This is a genomic window from Streptomyces sp. NPDC017993, from assembly GCF_044328065.1.
Taxonomy (GTDB): Bacteria; Actinomycetota; Actinomycetes; order Streptomycetales; family Streptomycetaceae; genus Streptomyces.
Window position 1 is genome coordinate 61,007 of sequence record NZ_JBIRGO010000008.1, and the last position, 24,092, is coordinate 85,098.

A 24,092-nucleotide genomic window follows, 5' to 3' on the forward strand; every position below is an offset into this window, starting at 1 on the left:
GTGGCCGGGGCGGCGGGTCGGCCGCAGGGCGGTGTGCGCGGCACGGCTGCCGGATGCGGTGCGGCGACGTCGCCCTCGTCGTACGGAGGGCGCCGGGTCAGCGACTCCCCTCAGGGCGCGTGTGGGGAGGAACGCTGCGCGAACCCGGACGGCGGTGGGACCTCGCATCCGCCGTGTCCGGTCCCGCGATCCGGGTACACCCTCCGTTCGGTCAGCGCCGTTCGGCGGTCAGCAGGGCCTCGTGGATGCCCAGGAGCACGTCCGCGCACTGCTGCCGGCCGATGTCCTTGGCGGTGAGCCGCACGGTGAGGGTGTCCGCGGTCTCCAGCGCGCGGGCGTAACACCGTGGACCGATCGTGGTGAAGGGCTCCTCCCAGGTGATGACGGGTGCGTCGTCGCCCGGTTCCGGCCGCCCGTCGGAGGCGCCGGGTGGGGTGTTGCCCGGTACGGCCACGTAGTTGAAGGCGCAGGTCGGCTCGGGGGCGTCGGGCAGGCGCGCGCGCAGCGCGGCGACGGCGGTCACGTCGTACATGCCGTGCCGGACGGCGGTGAGACCGCTCCAGTGGACTGCCGCGGCCAGCGCGTGCAGGTCGTCGTTGCGGGCGTCGTCGAGCAGGGCCGGCACCCACTGGTTCATCGAGGTGACCACGCCCTTCCAGCGACCGGCGAACCGGTTGGCGCTCATCAGCTGCACCAGCAGGGCGTCGGTGCCGCACGTCCGGGCCACACTGCGGGCATAGGCCGCCAGGACGACGCTGGAGACCGACACCTGCGCCTGCTCGGCGACGGCGTGCGCGGCCCGGCGGGCGGGAGCCGAGCGCAGGGTGCCCTGGAGGACGCTGCCGGCGCTGTCGGCGGTGCGCGGCAACGGGGCGGACGGAGCGCGGGCGAGGAGCCGCGTCCAGTGGTCGAGGGCGGCGGACTGTCGCCGTAGGCCGACGGGAGTGTGCTGGTCCGCGGCGAGTTCGGCGGGGCCGGGCGGGGGCGGGCCGAGGCGTGCGGGGTCGGCGAGTGCCTGCCGGAACTCCTGGTGGAGCAGTTCCTGTGCCCAGGCGTCCGCGGCGATGTGGTGCTTGACGAACAACAGGTGCGACGGGGTCCCCCGGCGGGTGAGCAGTCGTGCCCGCCAGCCGTGTCGGCGCCCGAGGTGGAAGGGCTCGGCGGCCAGCTCGGCGGCGACCTCCTCGGGCCGGGCGCCGCAGTCGTCCACGCTCCGGAGGTCTTCGTCGAGGGGATCGTCGGGGGCCAACTGGCGTGGCACGTCCGGGTCCTGAAGGGCGTAGCGCGTCCTCAGCGAAGGGTGGCGGGCGACGATCGCCCGCAGCGCCGCACGTACCTGCGCCCGGTCGACACCTGGCGGCAAGGGCCAGACCGCCGCGTTGTTCGGCTCGTGCCACCGCGCGGCCGGCAAGCCGCGGATGTCGTGCCAAACCGAGAGCTGACCCAACGAAAGCGGTCTCGCCTCGGACATACGCTCCCCCATATGAGCAATTCCAGCATACGAAAACTAAGTTCCATGCATGCCCGACGCTGCCACAGTCTGTTGAAGCCTGTCCAGATCGAATTCCTCACGAAGGCGCCCACCGGCGCCCCCGGAGCCCTCAACAGGAGCCAAATCCCCCCGACTTGGCGGTCCGTTCGGGCCTCCACCAGCCCCTCTCGCGTGGTCGGCACCCTTTCGACTCGACAGTGACCCACCTCACACGCCACACCCTCCGGCAACATGAGAGCCTGATCGCCAATCTCCGGAAGTAAGTTTCCGGACAACGGAACATTGGGGCGGTGGCGATGCCACCCGTCGACCGGGCCGATGACCAGGGCCCGTTCCGACTGACGACGCCCCCACCCGCCGGTGGGCTCAGGCCCGCCCGGCCCGGGTCACCGTTCGCGCAGAAACGAGGGGTCTCATCAACGTGAGTCAGCAGCCGCACAACGGGCCCGACGCCGTGGGGGAATTCCTCCACGACCTCCTGCTCGACCCGGCCCGGCACACCCCCGGCGACCCCGCCGTCATCGAGCCCGCACAGCCCGGCCACGCCCCGGCCGTGACGACCTACGCGGAACTCGGCGCCCTGGTGGACAGTTACGCGGCCGCACTCGACGCCCTCGCCATCGGCGTCGGCGGCCGGGTCGTCCTGGAGGCGGACACCACCGCCCTGTCCATCGCGATGCTGCTCGCCTGCTCCCGAGCCGGCCTCACCTTCATCCCGGTGAGCCCGGGGACACCGCACCCGCGGCTGCTCTCGATCATCGAGGCCGTCCTCCCGGACCTGCATCTGCAGTCGGAGGACGGTGAACGCGCGGACGTCCCCGCGTCCGTCGCGACCGCCCGGTTCGGCCCGAACGGCCTGCTGGTCGCCCGCTCCCCCGCGCCCCGCCGGCCCAGGCGCCGGGCGGCCTGTGTCACCGACCCCGCCTACATGATCTTCACTTCGGGAACCACCGGGCATCCCAAGGGTGTGGTGATGAGCCACCGCGCGGTGGTCGCGTTCTACCGGGGCATGCTGGCGTACGGCATCGCCACCCCCGAGGACCGCATCGCCAGCACCTCACCGCTGCAGTTCGACTTCTCGCTGCTCAACATCGGCCTGGCGCTGGGCAGCGGCGCAGCCGTGGTGCCCGTCCCACAGCAACTCGTGCGCTGGCCGCGGCACTTGATCCGCGTGCTGCGCGAAACCGGGGCCACCCAGGTCAACGGCGTCCCGTCGATCTGGCGACAGGCGCTGCGCCACGAGCCGGACCGGCTGGCCGGACTCGACCGGCTGCGCGGCATCCTCTTCTGCGGCGAGGAATTCCCCCTTCCGGAACTGCGCCGACTCCAACACCTGCTGCCGCACGCCCGCGTCATCAACTGCTACGGCGCCACCGAGTCGATGGCCTGCTCGTTCGAGGAGGTGCCACGGCCCCTGCCCGAGACGATGGAGAAGCTCTCCATCGGGATCGCCCACCCCGGCGCCGAGATGCTCCTCGTCGACGACAACGGCGCGGTGATCGAGGAGCCCGGCGTACCCGGCGAGATCCATCTGCGCAGCCCCGCCCTCTTCTCCGGATACTGGGACGACCCCGAGGCCACCCGCTCCGCACTCGTCCCCGATCCGCTGTCCCCACAGTCCGGACAGCCCGTCCTGCGCACCGGGGACCTCGCCTTCCAGGGGCAGGACGGCCGGTTCTACTTCTGCGGCCGGACCGACGCGCAGGTACAGATCAACGGCAACCGCGTCGAACTGGGCGAGGTGGAGCGGCGGTTGGCGGAGTTTCCCGGAGCCGCCGCGGCGGCCGCGCTGCCGTTGGCGCAGCCCGGCGGCGGGCTCCAGCTGACCGCCTTCGTCGTCCTCGCCCGTCATCACGAACTGCGGGACGTGGGCGACCTCCGGGAGTTCTGCGCCGAGACCCTGCCCGCGTACATGGTTCCGCAGGAGATCCACCTGCTGGACGGCCTTCCCACCACCTCGAACGGCAAGGTCGACCGCGCGGCGCTCGCGGAACGGGTGACCGACGGTCACCTGACCCGAGCGGACCCGCCGCCACCCACCAGCCGACCGGCCGCCGCGCCCACACAAGGGCGGGCCGCGCAGGAGCCACCGACCGCGACACCGGCCACCGGGCACGGCCGTGCGCGCTGACCAGCCCGTACGACGGCACCGGCGCTGCCCGACATCATCCACGCACCCGACGACGACCGCGTGCCCACACGTCCCACCGGGCAGCAGCAGGACGGTCTTCGGACGACCCGCGGCCGCCGCGCGACGCGTCCTCCCCGCGGCCTGCCGCCCGTCCCCCAGGAGTGAACCGTGAGCCGCACCGAAGTGCCCGTCCCGAAGACCGGCGTGGACGGCGGAGGGCGACTGCGCGCGTTCGTCCGGGTGCGGGTGGGCGGACTGCCGGGCGCGTTCTGGGTGCTGTGGGCCGGGTCCCTCGTCAACCGCCTCGGCTCCATGGTCAACCCCTTCCTGAGCCTCTATCTGACGGGCGTCAGAGACGTCCCGATCGGCACCACCGGGATCGTCCTCGCCGTGGTCGGCGTCGGCTCGGTGATCTCCCAGCCGCTCGGCGGCTACCTCGCGGACCGCTTCGGCCGCCGGGTGGCACTGACCGGCGGGATGCTGGCGAACGGCGCCACACTGCTCGCGCTCGGCCACGCCCAAAGCCTCACGGTGCTGGTGGCCGCCTGCTTCGTGCTCGGCGTCACCATCGACCTCTTCCGTCCCGCCGCCCAGGCGCTGGTCGCCGACGCGGTACCGGCCGCCGACCGGACCCGCGCCTACGGTCTGCTGCTCTGGGCCATCAACCTCGGCTTCTCGCTCGCCATGGTGCTCGGCGGCTATCTCGCGTCGCACGGGCACCAGCTGCTGTTCTGGCTGGACGCGGGGGCCTGCACGGTCTTCGGGGTGCTGGTGTGGCTCGCCATCCCCGAAACCCGGCCGGCCGTGCGGGAGCGCGGCGCCGGCGGTTTCCTCACCGTCTGGCGCGACCGGGTGATGCTGGCCTTCGCCGGGATCATCGTGCTCTACGCGATCGTGTTCCAACAGGCCTTCGCCACGCTTCCGCTGGCGATGACGGGCACCGGCATGTCCAGCAGCGCGTACGGCGTCGTCATGGGCATCAACGGCGTCGTCGTCATCGCGATGCAGCCGCTGATCGGCCATCGGCTGGCCGCCTTCGACAAGAGCCGGGTGCTCGCCACCGGATTCGCCGTCGCGGCCTGCGGCAACGCCGTGGCGGCCGCCGCCTCGACGGCCGCCGGATACGCCGTCGCGGTCGCGGTGTCGACACTGGGCGAGATCCTGGTCTTCGCGATCACCGCGGCAGTCGTCGCCGACCTCGCACCCGCCTCTCTCCGCGGCCGCTACAACGGGCTGATCGGCATGGCCTGGGGCACGGGCTTCCTGATCGCGCCGATCGCCGGCACCCGCCTCCTGGTCGTCGGCTCCACCACGCTCTGGCTCAGCTGCGCCGCGCTCGCCCTCGTGGCGGCGCTCTGCCAGCTGGGGCTCGCTCCCGCGCTCCGCCGACGAGCGGCACGGTGAAGCCACCAGCCGTCCCCACCCGCCCGTTCTCCCGCACCGGAAGGAACCCACCGTGCAGAAAGTCCTGCTGATCGAGGCCGACGTCGCCGCGGGCGAGGACATGCTGACCGCCGCCGCCGGGCTCGGCCTGGAGACCTATGTCGCCACCCACGAGGAGCTGTACGAGCGCTACCGCCCCGAGTTGCGGACGAAGGTCACCGGCACGGCCTTCACCGACTTCGCCGCTCCGGAAAAGGCTCTCGACGATCTGGAGACCTTCTGCCGCGCGCGGGGCATCGACGGCATCGTCGCCGTCTGGGAGTTCCTTTCCCCCCTCGCCACCCGGCTCGCGGCGAGGCTGGGGCTCCCCGGCCATCTCCCCGAACGCGCCGACCACTGCCGCAACAAGCGGCTCATGGCCGAAGCCTTCGCCGCCCACGGCGTGCCGGCCCCGCGCACGGTGAGCGCGGCCGACCCACAGGGCCTCGCGCAACGGATCGAGGAGAGCGGCTGGGACTACCCCCTGGTCGTCAAACCGGCCGAGAACGCGGCCTCGATCGGCGTGTCCGTCGTCCGGTCGGCCCAGGAACTGCCCGACGCCGCCCGGCTCGCCCAGCACCAGACCCACAAGTACCCGCACGGAATTGCCCTGGACACCACCCTGCTCGCCCAGGAGTACGTGGACGGCGATGAGTTCAGCGTAGAGACGGTCCTCTTCGGGGGCGCCGTACACCACTTGGTGATCACCGAGAAGTTCACCACCGCCGGTACGAGCCGCGCAGAACTCGGCCACACCGTCCCGGCCGAGCTGGCCCCCAACGTCCGCGCCTCCGTGTACGCGGCCACCGGCCGGGCCCTCGCCGCGCTGGGACTGCGCGACGGCCTCGCCCACACAGAGGTGAAGGTCGACGGCCACGGGCACCCGAAGGTCATCGAGGTGGGGGCCCGTCCGCCCGGCGACCACATCATGCGGCTGGTCCACGACGCGCTCGGCATCGACGTGGCGCGCGCCTACCTCCAGACCACACTGGGCCGACGACCCGACGTGACACCGCGACGCGAGGCGGCAGCCGCCATCCGCTTCATCACCGCACCGCGGGCGGGCACCCTGCGCGGCGTCGGCGCACTTCCGCAGGGGGAACACGTCGTCGCGACCTCCGTGACGAAGGCGCCAGGCGACGAAGTCGGCGACCCGCAGGACAACATGGGTCGCATCGGGCACGTCATGCTGCGCGCCGACTCGGCCGCGGAGGTCAACAAGGCAGCCGTCGAGGCCATGGGCTCCCTCACGGTGGAGCTTGCGAACGAGCGGTGAGCAGGTAGCCGTGTCGTCGTAACTCCGCTTTCCCTCAAGGCTGTTGAGGGAAAGCGGAGTACCACGTCTCAACTCACTGTCGCCCCGGGAGGTGCAGCAGCTCCCCCAGCACCTCGCCGATCTCCGTCTCCGGGTCGGTCCCGGCGCCGGACGCGCGCCAGGCCACGAACCCGTCCGGGCGGACCAGTACCGCGCCCTCCGGCGTGGTCCCGTGGGCCTCGGCGAAGTCGGCGCCCTCCTCGGGAGCCAGATCGTCCTCGGGGCGGGTGCCGACGCTGTAGATGTCCAGCGGCACCGACAGGCGCTCGGCCACGCCCGCCGCGGCAGCTCGCCATGCCGCGCCGTCCGGGCCCGTGAGCAGGACGAACGTCCGCTCGTAGAGATCGAGGGTGGACAGCCGTTCGTCCGCCCGGCGCAGCCACATGTGCGGGGCCCTGCTGCCCGGCTCGCCGGTCAGCCGCATCCCTTCCGGCACGACCGGCAGTTCCGGGTCGACGCCGATGACGGCGCCGCGCGGATAGCGGTAGGCCAGCGCAACGGTGAGCACACCGCCCGGCTTGCCGCGGCCCCCCGCCCCCGGAGCCGGGCTGTACCCGGGGTGGCTGTGCTCGGCGGAACGGGCCGAGGCCCGCGCGCTCGTCGCCCGCGCCACCGGCTGCCGTTCCGATTCGTAGGTCTCCAGCAGGCCGGGCCCGGCCGAGCCGTGCAGTACGGCGGCGAGCTTCCAGGCGAGGTTGTGTGCGTCCTGGATACCGGTGTTGGAGCCGAAGGCACCCGTGGGGGACATCTCGTGGACGGAGTCGCCGGCGAGGAAGACCCGCCCGGAGGCGTACCGCTCGGCGACCCGCTCGGCGGCGTGCCACGGAGCCTTGCCGGTGATCTCGACGTCCAGGTCCGGCACGCCGATCGCCCTGCGGATGTGGTCCGTGCACCGCTCGTCGGTGAAGTCCTCCAGGGTCTCGCCACGGTCCGGGTGCCAGGGGGCGTGGAAGACCCACTGCTCGCGGTTGTCCACCGGCAGCAGCGTGCCGTCGGCCTCGGGGTTGGTCAGGTAGCAGGCCAGGAAGCGGCGGTCACCCACCACATCGGCGAGTGCGGGCGCCCGGAAGGTGATGCTGACGTTGTGGAACAGGTCGCCCGGACCTGTCATGCCGAAGCCGAGCCGCTCACGGACCGGGCTGCGCGGGCCGTCGGCCGCGATGAGGTAGTCCGCGCGCACCGTGGTGTGCTCCCCGGTCTCCCGGTTCTTCACCACCGCCGTCACGCCCTCCGCGTCCTGGTCGAAGGTGAGCAGCTCGGTGGCGAAGCGCAGATCGCCGCCGAGTGCGCGGGCCCGGTCCACCAGCACGGGTTCGAGGTCGTTCTGGCTGCACAGGCACCACCCCGAGGGGCTGAAGCGGGCCAGCGCCCCGCCGCCATCCATCTCCTTGAACAGCCATTCCTGGTCCTCGCCGGTGAGCGAACCGGCCTGCAGGATCCCGTGGTTGTCCGCCAGGACCGAAGCGGCCTGCCGGATCTGACCTTCCGCGCCTGCCACCCGGAACAGCTCCATCGTGCGGACGTTGTTCCCGCGGCCACGCGGATGCCGGGAGGTGTCGGAGTGCTTCTCGACGAGAAGGTTGTCGATGCCGAGGCGCCCCAGGAACAGCGAGGCCGACAGACCCACCAGGGATCCGCCCACGATGAGTACCGGGACCCTGGCTTCCGCGATGGGATTCATTGGGGCTCCTGCTCCCGAGGTGCGTACGGAGTTGGCGGTGTGGTGGTACCCGGCCCGGGACGGCTTCGCTCGCGTTTCACCCGACTGGCTCACAGATATCGCGCCGTATCCGGCCCGCGATCACCATCGAACCCGGGACGGCCACCCCCAGGGGCGGCCGTTCACACACGCCGGGTCCCTCGCTCGGCACCGCGGGAGGCCGACCACCCTCGCCAGGTGCCACCCGGCCCGAAGGAGAGGCGTAGCTGATGACGACGATGACCAGGCTGTCGGACCGAATATCGCAGTCCGCCTTCGACGGCTCCCGGATTCGGGTCGTGTTGCTGCTGGACCTTTACGAAGGCGCTCAGCAGCGCTTTCTCGCGGCGTACGAGCATCTGCGCAACCAGGTGGCCTCCGTCCCCGGCCATCTCACCGACCAGCTGTGCCAGTCCATCGAGAACCCCTCGCAGTGGCTCATCACCAGCGAGTGGGAGAGCGCCCCGCAATTCCTGACGTGGGTGAACAGTGAGGAACACGTCGAGATGGTGCAGCCGTTGCACGGCTGCGTGCGCGAGACCCGGTCGCTGCGCTTCAGCGTGCTGCGGGAGACCTCGAACGTCGCCACGGTCGCCGCCAAACTCCCCAAGGGCGGGCTCCAGTCCTCGCCCCGCGTCGGCGACGGTGTCGTCCGGCACGCCCTGACCTTCACCGTGAAGCCGGGCAGCGAAGCGCAGGTCGCGGAGATCCTGGCGGGCTACAGCTCCCCCGAGGCACGCGTCGACGACACCACCCGGCTGCGCCGCACGTCGCTCTTCATGCACGGCAACCGCGTCGTGCGCGCCGTGGAGGTACAGGGCGATCTCGTCGCGGCGCTGCGGCACGTCGCCCGGCAGCCCGAGGTCAGGGCGGTCGAGGAGGCCATCGACCCGTTCCTGGAGCAGGAGCGCGACCTCAGCGACCCGGACTCCGCCCGGCGGTTCTTCACCCGGGCCGCCCTGCCCGCGGTGCATCACGTGACGGCCGACGACCAGGGCCCCGGCGAGGTGCGCCGGCACGCGCTGTCCTACCCGGCCCGCCAGGGCTGCGGTATGACGCTGGCCCGCATGCTGGCCCGGCAGGACGAGCTGGCCGCGGAGGACCCCGCGAGCCCCGTCGTGGGCAGCACCATCTTCCAGCGGGACGACATCGTCGTCCGGCTCATCGACCTCCGCGTCCCCGTCGGGAGCGACCCCGTCCGGGCGCTCGGGGTGGCCGGTCCTCGCAAGCGGGCCGTGATGGCGCGGCTGCTCGAAACCGACGTGGCCGGCGCCCTGTCCTCGGACCAGGATCTCGCGCGCTTCCTCACGCGGATCGACATGGACCTCATCACCGACCGCCGGGCCCCGGACGCCTGACCGCGCGTCCGGCCGCACGGGCCCCTCGCCACCGCGACCCGGGCCTCTCTCCACCGCCACCACACCTCTGGAGGCACAGTCATGAGCACGCACCGCCCACGCATCGTGGACCTCAGCCAAACCCAGCCCAACCGCCGTCGCGGAGGCGATCTGCGCGCCATGCTGACACCCGGCGCGGTGGGCGCCACGAGCGGCTTCATGGGCATGGCTCTCGTGCAGCCCGGTGAGCGCATCGGCGAGCATTACCACCCGTACTCCGAGGAGTTCGTGTACGTGGTGAACGGTCTGCTCGAAGTGGACCTCGAAGGTGAGCCGCACCCGCTGCGGCCGGACCAGGGGCTGCTGATCCCCCCTTACACACGGCACCGTTTCCGCAACGTCGGCGACGAGGAGGCCCGTATGGTCTTCCATCTCGGCCCGCTGGCACCGCGACCGGAACTCGGCCACGTGGACACCGAGGGCACCGACGCCGCCGCGCCGGAGGAGCCCCCCGAACGGATAGAGCCGGTGTCATGACGCGGCGGGTAGCGGTCACCGGCGTCGGCATCGTCGCCCCGGGCGGCGTGGGCGTGCCGGCCTTCTGGGACCTCCTCACCTCCGGCCGTACGGCGACCCGGGGCATCACCCTCTTCGACCCGGCGGGGTTCCGCTCCCGCATCGCCGCGGAGTGCGACTTCGACCCCGCGGCACACGGCCTGACCCAGGAGCAGGTGGACCGCTCGGACCGGTACATCCAGTTCGCGCGGGTCGCCGCCGACGAAGCCGTCCGCGACGCCGGCCTGGACACCGGGGCGGAGAACCCGTGGCGGATCGGGGTGTCGCTGGGCACCGCGGTCGGCGGCACCACGCGGCTGGAGCACGACTACGTCGCCGTCAGCGGCTCCGGCGACCGGTGGGACGTCGACCACCGGCCGGCGGGTCCCCATCTGCAGCGGGCCTTCTCACCCAGTTCGCTCGCCGCCGAGATCGCGGACCAGATCGGCGCGCGCGGCCCGGTGCAGACCGTCTCGACGGGGTGCACCTCCGGCCTCGACGCGATCGGCTACGCCTTCCACTCCATCGAGGAGGGCCGCGTCGATGTCAGCGTGGCGGGCGCCTCGGACTCGCCGATCTCACCGATCACGGTGGCCTGCTTCGACGCGATCAAGGCGACGTCCGCCAACAACGACGACCCCGAGCACGCCTCCCGCCCGTTCGACGCCCACCGCGACGGCTTCGTGATGGGCGAGGGCGGCGCCGTACTCGTACTGGAGGAGCTGGAGCACGCCCGCGCCCGCGGGGCGACCGTGCACTGCGAGATCCGCGGCTACGCCACCTTCGGCAACGCGTACCACATGACCGGCCTCACCCAGGAGGGGCTGGAGATGGCCGAGGCCATCAACCGCGCGCTCGGCCACGCCCGGCTGGACGGCTCGCAGATCGACTACGTCAACGCACACGGATCGGGCACGCAGCAAAACGACCGGCACGAGACGGCCGCGGTCAAGAAGTCCTTGGGCGCGCACGCCTACGAGGTGCCGATGAGCTCCATCAAATCGATGGTCGGCCACTCGCTCGGCGCGATCGGGGCGATCGAGATCGTGGCGTGCGTCCTGGCGCTGACCCACCAGGTCGTCCCCCCGACGGCCAACTACACCACCCCGGATCCGGAGTGCGACCTCGACTACGTGCCGCGCACCGCGCGGGAGCTGCCGCTGCGGTCGGTGCTGTCCGTCGGCAGCGGGTTCGGCGGCTTCCAGTCAGCGGTGGCACTGACCCGACCGGGTGGGAGGACACGATGAGTTCCTCACGTGAACGTCGTTGCGTGGTCACCGGCATCGGTGTGATCGCGCCCAACGGCGTGAGCACCGAAGCCTTCTGGAAGGCGACCAAGGAAGGCATCAGCGTCCTCGACGTGGTCACCCGCGAGGGGTGCCAGAATCTGCCGCTGAACGTGGCCGGCGAGGTGCGCGACTTCGACCCGGGGGCGCTGATCGAGGAGCGCTATCTCGTCCAGACCGACCGGTTCACCCACTTCGCGATGGCGGCGGCCAACCTCGCGCTGGACGACGCCGGCCTCGGCCGCGCCGACTACCAGGACTCACCGTTCGCGGTGGGCGTGGTGACCGCCGCCGGGTCCGGCGGTGGCGAGTTCGGCCAGCGGGAACTGCAGCGCCTCTGGGCGCAGGGCTCCCGCTACGTCGGCCCGTACCAGTCCATCGCCTGGTTCTACGCGGCCAGCACCGGACAGATCTCGATCCGGGGCGGCTTCAAGGGGCCCTGCGGGGTCGTGGCCAGCGACGAGGCGGGCGGTCTCGACGCCCTCGCGCACGCCGGCCGTTCGATCCGCAGGGGCACCGACGCCGTCGTCGTGGGCGCGGCCGAGGCGCCGCTGGCCCCCTACTCCGTCGTCTGCCAGCTCGGCTACGACTCGCTGAGCACGGTCGCCGACCCGACCCGCGCCTACCGCCCGTTCACCGCCGGCGCCTGCGGCTTCGTCCCCGCGGAGGGCGGCGCCATGCTGGTCGTCGAGGAGGCGGAGGCGGCCCGCGCACGCGGGGCGACGATCCGCGCCGTCGCGGCCGGTCACGCCGCGACCTTCACCGGGCCCTCCCGGTGGGAGGAGTCCCGGGACGGGCTGGCGCACGCGATCCGCGGCGCCCTGGAGGAAGCGCAGTGCGCCCCGGAGGAGATCGACGTGGTGTTCGCGGACGCGTTCGGCGTGCCCGCGGCCGACCACGCCGAGGCCCTCGCGCTCGCGGACGTCCTCGGCCGGCGCGCGTCGCGGGTCCCGGTGTCCGCGCCCAAGACCGGCACCGGACGGGCGTACTGCGGTGCCCCCGTCCTGGACACGGCGGCCGCGGTGCTCGCCCTGGAGCACGGGTTGGTGCCGCCCGCCCCCAACGTCGTCGACGTCTGCCACGACCTCGATCTGGTGACCGGCTGGGCACGCCCGGCCGAGTTGCGTACGGCCTTGGTGCTGAGCCGTGGACTGATGGGTTCGAACGCGGCCCTCGTGCTGCGCAAGACCCCCGAGAACCTGCGCTGAGCAACGGCACCGAGCCCCCTGTGAAGAGGAGAACCCGCTCATGAACGCTCAACTGACCCTCGAAGAGCTGGCCTCGCTGATGAAATCGGCCGCCGGCGTCACCGTCGACCCGCGGGATCTGGCGAACCGGTCGGACGCGCCGTTCGCCGACTTCGGCCTCGACTCGCTCGGCCTCCTCGGCATCGTGGGCGAGCTGGAGAACCGGCTGACGCTGACCATGCCGACCGACGCCGAGCGCTGCAAGACACCGCGCGACTTCCTCGAACTCGTCAACACCGCCCCCACGACAGGAGCCTGACATGTCCGGTCACACCGAGAACGAGATCACCATCGCGGCCCCCCTCGACCTGGTCTGGAACATGACCAACGACCTGGAGAACTGGCCGCGGCTGTTCAGCGAGTACGCCGCCGTCGAGGTGCTCTCCCGGGAGGGCGACAAGACGACCTTCCGCCTGACGATGCACCCGGACGACAACGGCAAGGTCTGGAGCTGGGTCTCGGAGCGCGTGACCGACCGCAAGGGGCTCGCCGTCCAGGCCCGCCGTGTGGAGACCGGCCCCTTCCAGCACATGGACATCCGCTGGGAGTACTCCGAGGTGCCGGGCGGGACCCGGATGCACTGGACCCAGGACTTCGCGATGAAGCCCGAGGCCCCGGTCGACGACAAGGGCATGACGGTGCACATCAACAAGAACTCCCGCATCCAGATGGAACTCATCCGGGACAAGATCGAACAGCGCGACCAGGAACTGCGGGCCGCTGCCGTCACCGCCACCTGACCGTCACCCGACGCTCCGTCCGGCCACGTGCCACCGGCCGGTCCGGTGGCGACGAAGGGATCTCCCTGATGCACCACGCTCTGATCGTCGCTCGAATGGCACCGGGATCGGCTCCGGAGATCGCCGAGCTCTTCTCGGCCTCCGACCGCACGGAACTGCCGCACCTGGTCGGCGTCACCCGGCGGACCCTCTTCCAGTTCGGGGATGTGTATCTGCACCTCATCGAATCGGAACGGCCCGCCGGCCCCGAGATCGCCAAGCTGACGGAGCACCCGGAGTTCCGCAACATCAGCGAGCGGCTGTCCACGTACATCAGCCCGTACGACCCGGAGACCTGGAGCGGACCCAAGGACGCCATGGCCCAGGAGTTCTACCGCTGGCAACGGGACGGCACCGGCTGACGCACATCCGGCTCCGCCGCTTCGGCGGCCCCGCTGCGGCGACAGGCCACCGACAGGCCGCCGCGAGGACGACCACTCCTCGCGGCGGCTTCCGTGCCCGCGGGCTCGAAGAGGTCGGTCACCTGCGTACCGGCGGATTTCGGCCCGCCCCCGCGCCGTGGATAGGCTTCGGGCCGCGTCCGTGCATCGGCACGCGGCGCACAGCGCGCACCCAGGGATGACCACCCAAGGACAGGAGTCCGATGATTTTCATCACCGCCAAATTCAGCGTCCGCCCCGAATCCGCCGACCGCTGGCCGGAGATCGCCGCCGACTTCACCGCCGCCACGCGCAACGAGCCGGGCTGCCTGTGGTTCGACTGGTCCCGCAGCGTCGAGGACCCCACGGAGTACGTCTTGGTCGAGGCTTTCCGGGACGACGATGCCGGGGCCGCGCACGTGCAGTCCGAGCACTTCAAGGCCGCGCAGCAGACCCTGCCGCCGCACCTGTCCCGCACGCCCCGCATCGTGAACATGAAGCCGGAGCAGGACGACTGGTCGCTGCTGGGAGAGATGGCCGTTCCGGAGAGCTAGGCGTCACGCCTTCCGGAGCACCACGACGCGGCAGGTCACGGGCTCTTGCGTGTGGTAGGTCTGATCGGCCCGGTCCTCGATGAGGCGGGCGGTTTCACGTCGCGCCAACTCCTCGATGTGCCGGTGGAATCCCATGCGCTCCCAGGCGGGCGTGAGCACGGTCATGACCAGGTGGCCCCCGTGCCGCGCGACCGCCAACAGCGGATCGATGCCCTCGGGCCCGACGTGTCCGGCGGTGAAGGTGCCGGCGCAGACGACCGCGCCGTAACTGTCCGGGTCGAACGGCAGGGGACGGGTGATGTCCGCCTGTTCCAACCGCCGGTAGACGCCCTTGCCCCGGGCGACGTCGAGCATCCCTTGTGACAGGTCGACTCCGTCGACCGTCGAGAAACCGCGCCGCGCCAACTCCGCGCCGACCAGGCCCGTGCCGCACCCGGCGTCGAGAATCGGGGTCCGAGCCGGCACGATGTCCGCGACCCGCTCCGCGACCAGTGCGGGACCGAGGTAGCCCAGGCCCTCGATGGTGTCCTCGTCGTAGCTGACGGCCCAGTCGTCATAGATGCCGGTGCGCTGCTCGACATCACCGTCGAGGGAGTACATCCGCTTCAGGATCGGGTGCTGCACGGAGAACTGCTCGCTCACGGCGTCTCGCCTTTCGTGGACCCGAGCCCCGGCCAGGGGCATCGGACATGCAGCGATGACGGCTCGTCGGCGGGACGCTGACGGGCCGTCGGAGCTGCAGGAACGGGCTGCCGACCGCGCCTCTCGGAGCACGGCGATCGGCCTGCGGACGGGCGCGCCGCCCGTGGATGGCCGCGAACTCCCCAGGGACAGGGGCGAAGACGGAGCCCGGGGCCGGTCACCCGGCCCATGGCGCGGAGTGGCCGGCCGACCGCGGATCCTGCACGGTGCGGCGCGTGTGAGCCCGGGCGTCCCCGAGCCCACGACGACGGCGCTCAGCGGGACCTAGAGGATCCCGAGCAGGCCGAGCCCGAGCAGACCGCTGCTCTCGGACGTCTCGACCGGACGGCTCTCGCGGTCCATGCGCGTGTCCTGCTTGGTGCTGTGCTTCTTGCCGTGCTTCTTGTGTTGGCAGTCGCGAGGGTCGGCGTGACGGTGCATACGGTCGGCCTGGCGCTGCATGCGGTCGGCCTGACGGTGACGCGGCTCCGCCTGGCTCTGCACACAGCGATCTTGCGTACCGCAGGTGACGCTCTGCGCAGCACTGGGAGCAGCGGATGCGGCGCCCGCCATCGGCACCGTGACGGCGGCCACGGTCAGACCTGCCACGGCGAGCCCGCGAGGAATCGAACGGAACATTCTTCCACCTTCATCTCAGGGGGCAGGAAAAGGATATTTCCCGCAAAGCAGACAATAGGATAAATACTCCGTGACGACTTGCGACCCACCGGAGAGTCACTGGAACGCAGCAGACCCCGCGTCACCCGCTGCGCCCTGAAAGGGTCGACACGCCCCTGAGCGCGGCCGCCGCCCCTTCGAGGCCGCTGGGCATGTCTCGGGAGGCGTCGACCGTGCGCGACTCAGCGGCCCGGTGGCGCAGCCGGGCAGCCGGCGGGCGGGCCGCGTCGGGCGAGCGTGCCACCGAAGTCGAGCACACCTCGTGACCGGAGCCCGCTCGCCTGCGACGGTGCGACACGTCGTCAACCAGGGCTTGTCCGGGCCGTCATGTGAGCCGGATGACGGCCGATCAGGCCGGCAGGCATTGGTGGTTGCCTCAGTGCTGGATCAGGCCGCCGACCGGGATGGGCCCCACGTGGCCGGTCGCCGGGAGAGTCTGCGCCAGGGCGAGGCCGATGTCGACGAGCGATGACCGGCGCAGGCCCGATACATCGAGGATCGGAGTCCGGACCAACTCGGCGATTTCGCCGTTCGGCTCGGGCCGGAGTCGGCCGCCGGTGATGCGGACCTGGTAGAAGATGCCAACGTTCTGATGTTCCGGTCCGCCGGGGATGGTGCGTTCGGCTGCGGGGATGATCCTTGAGTCCACGCCCAACAGGCGTTCGACCACCGCGTCGCAGCCGGTCTCCTCGGCGACTTCCCGGATCACCGCATCGAACGGATCCTCCGCGTGCTCGACCCTGCCGCCCGGAAGAGTCCAGGTGCTCTCGCCCTTCGGCGGTTGGTGACGGGCGAGCAGCACCCGCCCGCCTTCGATGCACACGGCGTACGCCGCCAGCCGGAAACTCATCCCCAACCCCTCCCCGCCGGACGCCATCGCGACGTCCGAGATCCTTGCATCGCCAGTTCTGTCGGCCGGTGAAATCGCCTGAACGACCTCGCGCCCTATCGGGCCTCGCCCTTCAGCAGCTCAGTCAGGTCGGCGAAGGCCGCGCGGACCGCTTGGGGGTTCTCGATCCAAGGAAAGCGACCGGCACCGTCGATCGTGCGACGCAGGGCGCCGGGCTGCCCGAAGGCGGCATCCTCCCGCCACAGTCCCTGATCGACCACGTGGTCCCGGGCACCACTGATGATCAGAGTCGACAGGGGCCGCTGCCGGTCGCCGCGCGGCGAGGAGGAGGATGAGAGCGAGCCGCAGAGGCGGCTGCCGCGCCGCGGCCCGGACGCGCGGGCCGGCGCGGTCCGCTACGCCGCAGCCCGTTCCCGAGTCATTGGACCTTGTGATGTCCCCAGCACTGCAGACCGGAATGCCCGTACCCGACTTCACCCTGCCCGGCGGTGTCCTGACCGACGACCGGTTCGAGCGCAACACCTACACGCTGTCCGAACGGCGCGGCCGGCCGCTGGTCCTGGCCTTCTACCCGGGTGACGACACCAGCGTGTGCACCAAGCAGCTGTGCTCCTACTCGTCCGGCCTGGAACAGTTCCAGGAGCAGGGCGCGGAAGTGTGGGCCATCAGCCCCCAAGGCGTCGACAGCCACGAGCAGTTCGCCCGCAAGCACGGCCTGCGCATGCCGCTGCTCGCCGACACCGACCGCCAGGTCGCCCGCACTCTGGGCATCGCCGCGCCCGGCATCGGTCTGCGGCGCTCGGTGTTCCTGATCGCACCGGACGGCACGTTGCGCTGGAAGCATGTCGCCCTGTTCGGTGCCACCTTCCAGTCCCTGGACACCCTCACCGGCCACCTCGCCTCCCTCGAAGAGGCCTGAACCTCCTCCGCGGGCAGGGCGTGACGGTCGGCCCTGCGGGCCTTCGCCGTGCCCGGTCGAGGCCCTGACGCCGTGGCGCCGGCACGTCCGCCACGGCGTCACCCGTCCCAGAAGTGCGGCCACTGCGGCCGATCGGCCGCGGCAGCGCGTGTCAGCCCGGCCGCCGCGCAATCCTCTGCTTGCCTTACGGCATGGGTGCGGGGCGGCCGGGGCCCTGCCCGTCCCCGGCGGACGGGCTTCACGACGGCGGTACCCCGTACGGTCCGCTCCTGCCACGCCCTCCCGGAAAGCACGACGCTCCGGAGAAGGAGCCCGGCGCCCCGGGAAGCAGACTCAAGGCGTCCGCGAAGCCCCGACTCCGTAAGTCCCCCATCTCCGTCGCCCGCAGAGGAGCCGCTATGACCACCAGCACGGACCTGCTCGTCGATGCCTTCGGACGTATCCGGGAGGTCGTGGACGACGTGGTCACGGGACTGAGTCCCGACGAGCTGAGCGCCCGTCTCGACGAGGGCGCCAATTCGATCGGCTGGCTCGTCTGGCACCTCACCCGCATCCAGGACGACCACATCGCCGCGGCGGCGGGCACCGAGCAGGTCTGGGTGGCCGAGGGGTGGTCCGACCGCTTCGACCTGCCGTTCGCCACGGACTCGACCGGCTACGGCCACTCACCGGAGGACGTGGCAGCGGTGCGGGTGAGCGCACAACCGCTGAACGACTACCACGGGGCCGTGCACGACAACACGGTCGCGTACGTCTCCGCGCTCACCGACAAGGACCTGGCGCAGGTCATCGACCGGGGGTGGACGCCGCCGGTGACGCTCGCGGCCCGGCTCATCAGCGTCATCGCCGACGATCTGCAGCACGCCGGTCAGGCCGCCTTCCTCCGGGGCATCCTGCGGCGCCGGTAGGCCGGGCGACCGTACCGGAGAGGCATGCGCTTCCGTCACGCCTTCCGGGCCACGACCAGCCGGCACTTGGGGCTGTTGTCGGCGCGGCGGCCCAGCTCCTCCAGCGGCAGCAACTCCACGCGGAAGCCGGCCCGGAGCAGGTCCTCGCGCACCGGACCCAGCGGCCAGGTGCGGTAGTACATGACGAACGGCGGCCGCCACAGCGCGTTGCGTACACGCATCGCCGTGTCGAAGCCCAGGAGCGTCCAGTACAGGGGCGAGCGGAACGAGGGCGGCGCACCGACCGGGAAGGCGAAGACCCCGCCGGGGCGCAGCGACCGGTGGACCTCGGCGAACAGCCGGGGGCGCTCGGCCGGGAGGAAATGGCCGAACGCGCCGAAGCTCACGGCGAGATCGAAGGCGGACGTGAACGGCAGGGCGCGGGCGTCCGCCCGTACCCACTCGACCGCCGGTGACCCGGCCGAGGGGACGGCGTCCCGGGCCGCGGCCAGCATCCCGGCGCTGAAGTCGACCCCGGTGACCCGTTTACGGCACAGCGGTTGCAGCGCCCGCAGGCCCGCTCCGGTACCGCAGCAGAGGTCGAGTCCCGCCTCGAAGGGGCCCAGGCGGCGCAGGCTTCCCGCCACCGCGTCCAGGATCCGGTCCGGGGTGCGGAAAGAGGTGTGGTTGAACTTGGGAGCCAGCAGGTCGTATCCGCGCTGGACGGAGGAGAGCGCCTGCACGGTCAGTTCGCGGATGGTGGGTCCCTCGGCGGTGAACACGGGTCAAGGGTAGTCAGCCGGGCGGCGGGGGCTGCGTCGCGGCACGGTCGCGCGGGCACGGCACGTTCCGCGGGGCCCCGCCGGTGATCTTGCGCGGGCGGGCCGACCCGGCGGGCCGCGGGGCTCCTGCCGGCCGCGGAGTGCCGGGCCCGGGTACCGGCCGCATCATGGAAGGGGTAAGGCAGCGCCGGACTGGAGGCTGCGTATGGGTGGCTGGCACCTACGGGACTTCACCCCGGACGACCTCGAGGCGATCGTCCGGCTCGACGCCGAGAGCGCGGCCGGCGACCCGCGCGGCGTCTTCCGTCTGTCCGATGTCGTCGCGGCGCTCCAGGGCCTCCACCCCACCATCGTTGCCGTGGCCGACGGCCGCCTGGTGGGTGCCGCGGTGGGCCGGGTCGAGGGCGACCGGGCGTGGATCCTGCGGATCGGCATTCATCCGTCGTGGCGGAATCTGGGGATGGGCAGTGCGATGCTGTCGGCGCTGGAGCACCGTCTCCAAACGGCCGGCGCGAGCACGCTGGCCGCCGTGCTCCCCGAGGGCGAGTGCGGCTCGACGGCGTTGCACCGTTCCGGCTTCCGGCCCCTCGACGGCCTCACCTACTTCGAGAAGACCGAAGTGGTCACCGCGCAGGACGCCGCCCTCCTGGCCTCCTTGGGCGGGGTGGTGCCGCCCGCCGGCGGGTGGGGGCAGCTGGCGGGGATGGCGTCGGAGAAGCAGCTCATCGAACGCCGTCTGGTCCTTCCGCTCGCGCACCCGGAGCTGGCGGCCGAGCACGGTGTCGAACCGCCCCGGGCCGTGGTGCTCTTCGGGCCTCCGGGTACCGGGAAGAGCACCTTCGCCAAGGCGGTCGCCAGCCGCCTCGGGTGGCCCTTCGTGGAACTCCTCCCGTCCCGGCTCGCGCTGGAGGACGGGCTGGCAACCGGGCTGAGCAGGCACTTCGACCAGATCGCGCAGCTCGATCACGCGCTGGTCTTCATCGACGAGGTCGAGGAGGTCGCCGGTCTGCGCAGCGGCTCCGACCCGGCGTCCGTCGGGGTCGTCAACGAGCTCCTCAAGTCGATCGTGCGGTTCCGCGACCGCGATGGCCGGCTGCTGATCTGCGCCACCAACAACGTGTCCACGCTGGACCCGGCGTTTTTGCGCCACGGCCGCTTCGACTACGTCCTGCCCGTCGGTCCGCCCGATGCCGAAGCACGCCGCGCGCTGTGGACGAGCTACCTGGCCAGGGCGGGCGCCGAGGCCGACATCCCGGTGCTCGCGGAAGCCAGCGAGGGGTTCACCCCGGCAGACATCGCACAGGTGGCCCGTGTGGTGGCACAGACCGTTTTCGAGCGCACCCTGGATACGGGGAACCGCTCCCGTCCTGTCACCGACGACTACCTCCACACCATCCGCCGCACCCGCCCCACCGTCACGACGGAGATGGCGCTGGCGTTCGCCGACCAGACCAGCCGGTACGGGCGTACCTGAAGGAGCGGGGCGGCTGCCACGCGGCCCGCCGGGTGCTCGCGAAGGAGGTCCCGCATGCGCTCCGTATCCAGCCTCCGGGCTCTCGCCCTGCGCGCGGCCTCCCGGTGGCACCTGCGCCCTCCGCGCCGCCCGCCGCGCTCCGGAGCGGCGCCACCACGGGAGAGGTTCGCCATCACGGTGACGGAGAACCGGACCGGAGTCGGGGGCCGGTTCAGGTGCGGCAACAGCGCGCTGGGCTACCGGGTCGACGTCACCGATGTCACGACCGGACGCACGCAGTACGTCTCGGAGAATTTCACCTACCGGCTGGCCTACGCCGACGGCGAGAAGTACCTCCGCAAGCTGGTCGCCGGGACGAAGAGGCTGCGCTGAACCGCCGGGGGCTCGTGACGCGCCCGCAGACATGAGCGGGGGGAGTGCCGGCGGAGCGGACACTCCCCCCGCTGCCGAGGGAGACGGAACCGCGACTCCCTCTCCCCCTCAACCCTTGTGCCTGAACATGTCCTTGACCTTCTCCTTGGCCTGGCGGGCGGCGCCCATGCTCCGCTCGGCCTGGCCTTCGGTGGCCATCCTTTCGTTCCCTACCGCACGACCCGCATGCCGCTTGAGCGTGCCCTTGAGCTCTTCGGCCCTTGCCCTGGCCTTTTCGCTCCGACTCATGGCGTGGTCCTTCCTCATCACCCGGCGCCGGCCCGCTCCTCCGGTCGACGCGGGGTCCGGCCCACTCACAAGAATCGCACACCCAACACACAAACAGGACAAATCACCGAGGTGATTGCGGGAAGCCACCGACGGCTACGCTCCGCTGCCACGACCGCCCTCCCGGCAGCCGAGCGCCCCCGCGACGTACCGGGGCCGCTTCCTCAATCCCGCGGCAGGAGCGAGCCCAGCGGACCGAGGTCGAGATTGAGGTCTTCGAGGCGCAGGCCGTGCTGGTCGCAGAGTTCGTTCATCCGCTCGTCGAGGAGCATGAGCGTCTCGCCGATCCGGTCCACCTGCTCCTCGCTCAGATCGCCCTGTTCCACCCGGCGGATCGCCTGCCGCTCCATCAGCTGCCGCAGCAGTTCGACCACGGTCAACACCAAAGCGACCAGGTCACGGCCCATTTGATCGCGATCGATGTCGAATCTGTTCTCGGCCGGCGTGGCCTTCCCGGTCACAGGGGACCTCCGTCCGACCAGGGCGCGGGCACCCGTTCGCTCACCGACGAGAGGAGCGCGTGCAGCGACAGCCGCACCAGGGGTACGTCGGCGATGGCGATGACCAGATCGCCGCTGATGACGACGCCGGTGGAGAGCACCCGGTCCAGCAGGTCCACCAGCGGGACCCCGATCGGTCCGGAGAGCGGCTCCGGTGTCTCCCACGGAACGGGCTTGTGCGCGGACACCGTCACACCTCCCCGGCGAAGGAGTACGGCGCCCAAGGCCCGGACATCTCGATCTGCGCGCCGGTCCTGCCGTGCAGGGCCGCCACCATGTCGGCGAGTGCCTGCTCGCGTTCCGCCGCCACCAGGTACGCGGCGTTGAGGACCTGCAGCCGGTGCTTCTCCCCCGTCACCTCCTGGCTGTGCGTGCGGAGCCGACGGGACGCGGTCGCCAGCCGGCACAGGGCGGCGTCGACATCCTCAGCGGTCTGCAGTACGCGGTCGTGACGTTCCTCGCGCGACCGCTGCAGTCCGCGCTTGCGCTCCAGATAGGCGCGACCGGCGTTGACGCTGCCGGCACCGTCACGGTCGGGCCGGGGGCCGGCGGCGCCACCTCCGGACGGCTCGGTGACGGTGGTGGCTGTGGAGCCGGAGGTGCCGGTAGTGGCAGCGGCCGGCAGGTAGACCTTGATGCCCCACTCGGCATGGCCTTCGATCCGGTCCAACGCCGCGGCGAATCGCTCCATGTCCTCGCCGAGGGCCTGCCGCGCCCGCTCGTCCCCCCGGTAGAGGGTGGCCAACGCCAGGGGGGCCGTCGGCCCGCAGGCCGCCGCCGCGGTCACCACCTCGTGGTGGGCGCGGGCGCAGCGCTCCAGCTCCTGGCGGTCCGACAGGCGCTGCTGCCAGGACTCCTCGGTGAATGCGGCGGCGGGGACGTGCTGGACGACCGCCGTGAGCGGTCCGACCGGCAGCGCGCGTACGGGCGCGCCCGCGGCGAGACCCGGCAGTCCGGTGAGGGCGGCGGGGTCGACCCGTCGGCACACGGCGAAGACGTAGGTGGCGGGCGCGTCCTCGCGGACGCCGGAGGACGTCTGCGTCGTCATGCCCCGGCCTTGTCCCTGCGTCGAGCGGGCGCGGACGCGCGGTCCTCGTCGGCGGACTCCAGCGCCTCCACCCGCTCGCGCAGGCGCTCGTTCTCTTCCCGGAGTTCGTTGCGGGCCGCCTTGGAGCTGAGCGCCGGGTCGGTCTCCCACCAGTCGATGCCGGCCTTCCTGGCCGTCTCCACGGAAGAGACGAAGAGGCGCAGCCGGATGGTGAGGAGTTCGATGTCGAGGAGGTCGATCTTGATGTCCCCGGCGATGACGATGCCCTTGTCGAGGACGCGTTCGAGGATCTCGGCGAGGTTGGTGGTACTGGGACCGTTGGCGGGCGCGGCGGCCTGCCTGAAGTCGACATCGGTCACGTGGTCACTCATTCCTCTTCTTCGTCGTCACGCTCTTCGTCGGCCTCTTCCCATTCGCCGTCCTCGTCCTCCTCGGGGTACTCGTCCTCGTCCTCGTCGTACTCGTCCTCGGCTTCGCCGTCCGCCGCCTCGTCCTCGTACTCGCCGTCTTCGTCCTCCTCTTCGCCCTCTTCGCCCTCTTCTGCCTCAGCATCTTCTTCCTCGACGGCTTCTTCGTGGGTGCGCACGACCTCGCCGTCGCGGATTTCACCACGCCAGCCCTCCGGCTCTTCGTCGGTCAGGGTGACGTAGCGCTGGAAGTGTTTGAAGTCCAGCCGCAACCGGCGGCCCTGGGCGCGCCAGATGTTCCCGGTCTTCTCGAAGAAGCCCGAGGCGTAGTACTCGACGACGAGGACAATGCGGGTCAGGCCCGGGGTCAGTTCATGGAAGCTGACCACTCCTCGGGTGGTGCCCTTCGCTCCCTCGGACGTCCAGATGATGCGCTCGTCGGGCACCTGCTCCTGGACGGTCGCCTTCCAGCCCCGGGTCGACGGGCCGACCTTGGCCTTCCAGTCGCTCGTCACCTCGTCGCTCTGCGACACATCGCGCACGCCCTTGGTGAAGCCGCTGAACTTGTCGTAGCGGGTCCAGTGGTCGTAGACCGTACGCAAGGGCAGGCCGATATCGAGGACCTCGATGATATTGGTGACCTTCGTATCCCCCGGTTTGCGGCCCTTACCGGCGCTGCCGCCGAGGGCTTCCTTCGCCTTCCCCACGACGTTGTCCTTGACGCCCTTCGCCTTCTCGGAGAGGAACGCCTTGACCGGGTTCTCGCCCTTGAGGAGGCGGGAGCCCATCTTCAGCATGCCGCCGCTCTCGCCGCCCTCGGCGAGCTGCTGGGTCACATCGGTCAGCTTGCCGCCCGTCTTCTCGGCCAGGTCCCCCACCTTGGCACTCAAATAGTTCCCGAGTTCCGAACGCACCCGGTCCATTCCCGAGTCTCCGGCGTCCTTGTCCCGTCCCGTCTTGGCCATGACGG

28 protein-coding genes are annotated in these 24,092 nt (G+C 71.4%); 15 read left to right on the forward strand and 13 right to left on the reverse strand.

The window, feature by feature from the left end:
- Positions 1–211: 211 nt before the first annotated feature.
- Positions 212–1,471: a condensation domain-containing protein gene (locus ACH4FH_RS16200; RefSeq protein ID WP_398556472.1), complete on the reverse strand. Its 1,260-nt coding sequence runs from the start codon at positions 1,469–1,471 to the stop codon at positions 212–214.
- Between the two features lie 442 nt (positions 1,472–1,913).
- On the opposite strand from ACH4FH_RS16200, the gene ACH4FH_RS16205 reads away from it, so the two are divergent.
- The 3 genes from ACH4FH_RS16205 to ACH4FH_RS16215 all read left to right on the forward strand — a co-directional run bounded on the left by ACH4FH_RS16205 (position 1,914) and on the right by ACH4FH_RS16215 (position 6,321).
- Positions 1,914–3,623 (forward strand): AMP-binding protein, encoded by a 1,710-nt coding sequence (locus ACH4FH_RS16205; protein ID WP_398556473.1) that lies wholly within the window; start codon positions 1,914–1,916, stop codon positions 3,621–3,623.
- A 168-nt stretch (positions 3,624–3,791) separates the two neighbouring features.
- Complete coding sequence (locus tag ACH4FH_RS16210) at positions 3,792–5,027, forward strand: MFS transporter (RefSeq protein WP_398556474.1); 1,236 nt, start codon at positions 3,792–3,794, stop codon at positions 5,025–5,027.
- A gap of 52 nt (positions 5,028–5,079) precedes the next feature.
- On the forward strand, positions 5,080–6,321 hold the full coding sequence (locus ACH4FH_RS16215) for an ATP-grasp domain-containing protein (protein WP_398556475.1): 1,242 nt from the start codon (positions 5,080–5,082) through the stop codon (positions 6,319–6,321).
- A gap of 73 nt (positions 6,322–6,394) precedes the next feature.
- On the opposite strand, the gene ACH4FH_RS16220 is transcribed toward ACH4FH_RS16215, so the two are convergent.
- Positions 6,395–8,041, reverse strand: a complete 1,647-nt coding sequence (locus tag ACH4FH_RS16220) for an FAD-dependent oxidoreductase (RefSeq protein ID WP_398556476.1) — start codon at positions 8,039–8,041, stop codon at positions 6,395–6,397.
- A gap of 257 nt (positions 8,042–8,298) precedes the next feature.
- On the opposite strand from ACH4FH_RS16220, the gene ACH4FH_RS16225 reads away from it, so the two are divergent.
- The 8 genes from ACH4FH_RS16225 to ACH4FH_RS16260 all read left to right on the forward strand — a co-directional run bounded on the left by ACH4FH_RS16225 (position 8,299) and on the right by ACH4FH_RS16260 (position 14,197).
- Positions 8,299–9,417 (forward strand): SchA/CurD-like domain-containing protein, encoded by a 1,119-nt coding sequence (locus ACH4FH_RS16225; protein WP_398556774.1) that lies wholly within the window; start codon positions 8,299–8,301, stop codon positions 9,415–9,417.
- Between the two features lie 81 nt (positions 9,418–9,498).
- Positions 9,499–9,933: a cupin domain-containing protein gene (locus ACH4FH_RS16230; protein ID WP_398556477.1), complete on the forward strand. Its 435-nt coding sequence runs from the start codon at positions 9,499–9,501 to the stop codon at positions 9,931–9,933.
- Positions 9,930–11,198 (forward strand): beta-ketoacyl-[acyl-carrier-protein] synthase family protein, encoded by a 1,269-nt coding sequence (locus ACH4FH_RS16235; RefSeq protein ID WP_398556478.1) that lies wholly within the window; start codon positions 9,930–9,932, stop codon positions 11,196–11,198. The genes ACH4FH_RS16230 and ACH4FH_RS16235 overlap by 4 nt, the downstream gene beginning before the upstream one ends.
- A complete protein-coding gene (locus tag ACH4FH_RS16240) occupies positions 11,195–12,445 on the forward strand; it encodes a beta-ketoacyl synthase N-terminal-like domain-containing protein (protein WP_398556479.1) in 1,251 nt (416 codons plus the stop codon). The genes ACH4FH_RS16235 and ACH4FH_RS16240 overlap by 4 nt, the downstream gene beginning before the upstream one ends.
- Positions 12,446–12,485: 40 nt before the next feature.
- Complete coding sequence (locus tag ACH4FH_RS16245; protein WP_398556480.1) at positions 12,486–12,743, forward strand: acyl carrier protein; 258 nt, start codon at positions 12,486–12,488, stop codon at positions 12,741–12,743.
- A gap of 1 nt (position 12,744) precedes the next feature.
- Entirely contained in the window at positions 12,745–13,224 is a 480-nt protein-coding gene (locus ACH4FH_RS16250) for an SRPBCC family protein (protein WP_398556481.1), read from the forward strand.
- A gap of 68 nt (positions 13,225–13,292) precedes the next feature.
- Positions 13,293–13,625 carry a TcmI family type II polyketide cyclase gene (locus ACH4FH_RS16255; protein ID WP_398556482.1) on the forward strand — a complete coding sequence of 111 codons (333 nt, stop codon included), beginning with the start codon at positions 13,293–13,295 and terminating at the stop codon, positions 13,623–13,625.
- 242 nt (positions 13,626–13,867) lie between these two features.
- Positions 13,868–14,197: a putative quinol monooxygenase gene (locus ACH4FH_RS16260; RefSeq protein WP_398556483.1), complete on the forward strand. Its 330-nt coding sequence runs from the start codon at positions 13,868–13,870 to the stop codon at positions 14,195–14,197.
- Between the two features lie 3 nt (positions 14,198–14,200).
- Here the strand turns inward: ACH4FH_RS16260 and ACH4FH_RS16265 are convergent, their stop codons facing one another.
- The 4 genes from ACH4FH_RS16265 to ACH4FH_RS16280 form a co-directional block, all read right to left on the reverse strand.
- Positions 14,201–14,839, reverse strand: coding sequence for a class I SAM-dependent DNA methyltransferase (locus ACH4FH_RS16265; RefSeq protein WP_398556484.1), 639 nt, complete (start codon positions 14,837–14,839; stop codon positions 14,201–14,203).
- A gap of 324 nt (positions 14,840–15,163) precedes the next feature.
- Positions 15,164–15,517 (reverse strand): hypothetical protein, encoded by a 354-nt coding sequence (locus ACH4FH_RS16270; RefSeq protein ID WP_398556485.1) that lies wholly within the window; start codon positions 15,515–15,517, stop codon positions 15,164–15,166.
- A 415-nt stretch (positions 15,518–15,932) separates the two neighbouring features.
- Positions 15,933–16,406, reverse strand: a complete 474-nt coding sequence (locus ACH4FH_RS16275) for an NUDIX hydrolase (RefSeq protein WP_398556486.1) — start codon at positions 16,404–16,406, stop codon at positions 15,933–15,935.
- 95 nt (positions 16,407–16,501) lie between these two features.
- Positions 16,502–16,666 carry a hypothetical protein gene (locus tag ACH4FH_RS16280; protein ID WP_398556487.1) on the reverse strand — a complete coding sequence of 55 codons (165 nt, stop codon included), beginning with the start codon at positions 16,664–16,666 and terminating at the stop codon, positions 16,502–16,504.
- Positions 16,667–16,839: 173 nt separating this feature from the next.
- On the opposite strand from ACH4FH_RS16280, the gene ACH4FH_RS16285 reads away from it, so the two are divergent.
- Together ACH4FH_RS16285 and ACH4FH_RS16290 are read left to right on the forward strand one after the other, a co-directional pair.
- Complete coding sequence (locus tag ACH4FH_RS16285; protein ID WP_398556488.1) at positions 16,840–17,325, forward strand: peroxiredoxin; 486 nt, start codon at positions 16,840–16,842, stop codon at positions 17,323–17,325.
- A gap of 398 nt (positions 17,326–17,723) precedes the next feature.
- A complete protein-coding gene (locus tag ACH4FH_RS16290; protein WP_398556489.1) occupies positions 17,724–18,233 on the forward strand; it encodes a DinB family protein in 510 nt (169 codons plus the stop codon).
- Between the two features lie 35 nt (positions 18,234–18,268).
- On the opposite strand, the gene ACH4FH_RS16295 is transcribed toward ACH4FH_RS16290, so the two are convergent.
- Positions 18,269–18,994, reverse strand: coding sequence for a class I SAM-dependent methyltransferase (locus ACH4FH_RS16295; RefSeq protein ID WP_398556490.1), 726 nt, complete (start codon positions 18,992–18,994; stop codon positions 18,269–18,271).
- A gap of 205 nt (positions 18,995–19,199) precedes the next feature.
- On the opposite strand from ACH4FH_RS16295, the gene ACH4FH_RS16300 reads away from it, so the two are divergent.
- Complete coding sequence (locus tag ACH4FH_RS16300) at positions 19,200–20,468, forward strand: ATP-binding protein (protein ID WP_398556491.1); 1,269 nt, start codon at positions 19,200–19,202, stop codon at positions 20,466–20,468.
- Between the two features lie 54 nt (positions 20,469–20,522).
- Entirely contained in the window at positions 20,523–20,840 is a 318-nt protein-coding gene (locus tag ACH4FH_RS16305) for a hypothetical protein (RefSeq protein WP_398556492.1), read from the forward strand.
- A gap of 108 nt (positions 20,841–20,948) precedes the next feature.
- On the opposite strand, the gene ACH4FH_RS16310 is transcribed toward ACH4FH_RS16305, so the two are convergent.
- The 6 genes from ACH4FH_RS16310 to ACH4FH_RS16335 all read right to left on the reverse strand — a co-directional run bounded on the left by ACH4FH_RS16310 (position 20,949) and on the right by ACH4FH_RS16335 (position 24,087).
- Positions 20,949–21,128 carry a CsbD family protein gene (locus tag ACH4FH_RS16310; RefSeq protein ID WP_398556493.1) on the reverse strand — a complete coding sequence of 60 codons (180 nt, stop codon included), beginning with the start codon at positions 21,126–21,128 and terminating at the stop codon, positions 20,949–20,951.
- Between the two features lie 203 nt (positions 21,129–21,331).
- Entirely contained in the window at positions 21,332–21,628 is a 297-nt protein-coding gene (locus tag ACH4FH_RS16315) for a gas vesicle protein K (protein WP_398556494.1), read from the reverse strand.
- Positions 21,625–21,855 (reverse strand): gas vesicle protein, encoded by a 231-nt coding sequence (locus tag ACH4FH_RS16320; RefSeq protein ID WP_398556495.1) that lies wholly within the window; start codon positions 21,853–21,855, stop codon positions 21,625–21,627. Before ACH4FH_RS16320 ends, ACH4FH_RS16315 begins: the two co-directional genes overlap by 4 nt.
- A gap of 2 nt (positions 21,856–21,857) precedes the next feature.
- The gene (locus tag ACH4FH_RS16325; RefSeq protein WP_398556496.1) at positions 21,858–22,715 is read right to left on the reverse strand and encodes a GvpL/GvpF family gas vesicle protein; all 858 of its coding nucleotides are present in this window, start codon (positions 22,713–22,715) and stop codon (positions 21,858–21,860) included.
- Positions 22,712–23,074, reverse strand: coding sequence for a gas vesicle protein (locus ACH4FH_RS16330; RefSeq protein ID WP_398556775.1), 363 nt, complete (start codon positions 23,072–23,074; stop codon positions 22,712–22,714). The genes ACH4FH_RS16325 and ACH4FH_RS16330 overlap by 4 nt, the downstream gene beginning before the upstream one ends.
- An 8-nt stretch (positions 23,075–23,082) precedes the next feature.
- A complete protein-coding gene (locus tag ACH4FH_RS16335; RefSeq protein ID WP_398556497.1) occupies positions 23,083–24,087 on the reverse strand; it encodes an SRPBCC family protein in 1,005 nt (334 codons plus the stop codon).
- Positions 24,088–24,092: the final 5 nt, after the last annotated feature.

What these genes read in the sequence shown, in the direction of transcription:
- ACH4FH_RS16200 (WP_398556472.1), bottom strand. Translation starts at nt 1,471, where the DNA reads ATGTCCGAGGCGAGACCGCTTTCGTTGGGTCAGCTCTCGGTTTGGCAC.
- ACH4FH_RS16220 (WP_398556476.1), bottom strand. Translation starts at nt 8,041, where the DNA reads ATGAATCCCATCGCGGAAGCCAGGGTCCCGGTACTCATCGTGGGCGGA.
- ACH4FH_RS16225 (WP_398556774.1), top strand. Translation starts at nt 8,299, where the DNA reads ATGACCAGGCTGTCGGACCGAATATCGCAGTCCGCCTTCGACGGCTCC.
- ACH4FH_RS16230 (WP_398556477.1), top strand. Translation starts at nt 9,499, where the DNA reads ATGAGCACGCACCGCCCACGCATCGTGGACCTCAGCCAAACCCAGCCC.
- ACH4FH_RS16235 (WP_398556478.1), top strand. Translation starts at nt 9,930, where the DNA reads ATGACGCGGCGGGTAGCGGTCACCGGCGTCGGCATCGTCGCCCCGGGC.
- ACH4FH_RS16240 (WP_398556479.1), top strand. Translation starts at nt 11,195, where the DNA reads ATGAGTTCCTCACGTGAACGTCGTTGCGTGGTCACCGGCATCGGTGTG.
- ACH4FH_RS16245 (WP_398556480.1), top strand. Translation starts at nt 12,486, where the DNA reads ATGAACGCTCAACTGACCCTCGAAGAGCTGGCCTCGCTGATGAAATCG.
- ACH4FH_RS16250 (WP_398556481.1), top strand. Translation starts at nt 12,745, where the DNA reads ATGTCCGGTCACACCGAGAACGAGATCACCATCGCGGCCCCCCTCGAC.
- ACH4FH_RS16255 (WP_398556482.1), top strand. Translation starts at nt 13,293, where the DNA reads ATGCACCACGCTCTGATCGTCGCTCGAATGGCACCGGGATCGGCTCCG.
- ACH4FH_RS16260 (WP_398556483.1), top strand. Translation starts at nt 13,868, where the DNA reads ATGATTTTCATCACCGCCAAATTCAGCGTCCGCCCCGAATCCGCCGAC.
- ACH4FH_RS16270 (WP_398556485.1), bottom strand. Translation starts at nt 15,517, where the DNA reads ATGTTCCGTTCGATTCCTCGCGGGCTCGCCGTGGCAGGTCTGACCGTG.
- ACH4FH_RS16275 (WP_398556486.1), bottom strand. Translation starts at nt 16,406, where the DNA reads ATGAGTTTCCGGCTGGCGGCGTACGCCGTGTGCATCGAAGGCGGGCGG.
- ACH4FH_RS16285 (WP_398556488.1), top strand. Translation starts at nt 16,840, where the DNA reads ATGTCCCCAGCACTGCAGACCGGAATGCCCGTACCCGACTTCACCCTG.
- ACH4FH_RS16290 (WP_398556489.1), top strand. Translation starts at nt 17,724, where the DNA reads ATGACCACCAGCACGGACCTGCTCGTCGATGCCTTCGGACGTATCCGG.
- ACH4FH_RS16300 (WP_398556491.1), top strand. Translation starts at nt 19,200, where the DNA reads ATGGGTGGCTGGCACCTACGGGACTTCACCCCGGACGACCTCGAGGCG.
- ACH4FH_RS16305 (WP_398556492.1), top strand. Translation starts at nt 20,523, where the DNA reads ATGCGCTCCGTATCCAGCCTCCGGGCTCTCGCCCTGCGCGCGGCCTCC.
- ACH4FH_RS16310 (WP_398556493.1), bottom strand. Translation starts at nt 21,128, where the DNA reads ATGAGTCGGAGCGAAAAGGCCAGGGCAAGGGCCGAAGAGCTCAAGGGC.
- ACH4FH_RS16325 (WP_398556496.1), bottom strand. Translation starts at nt 22,715, where the DNA reads ATGACGACGCAGACGTCCTCCGGCGTCCGCGAGGACGCGCCCGCCACC.
- ACH4FH_RS16335 (WP_398556497.1), bottom strand. Translation starts at nt 24,087, where the DNA reads ATGGCCAAGACGGGACGGGACAAGGACGCCGGAGACTCGGGAATGGAC.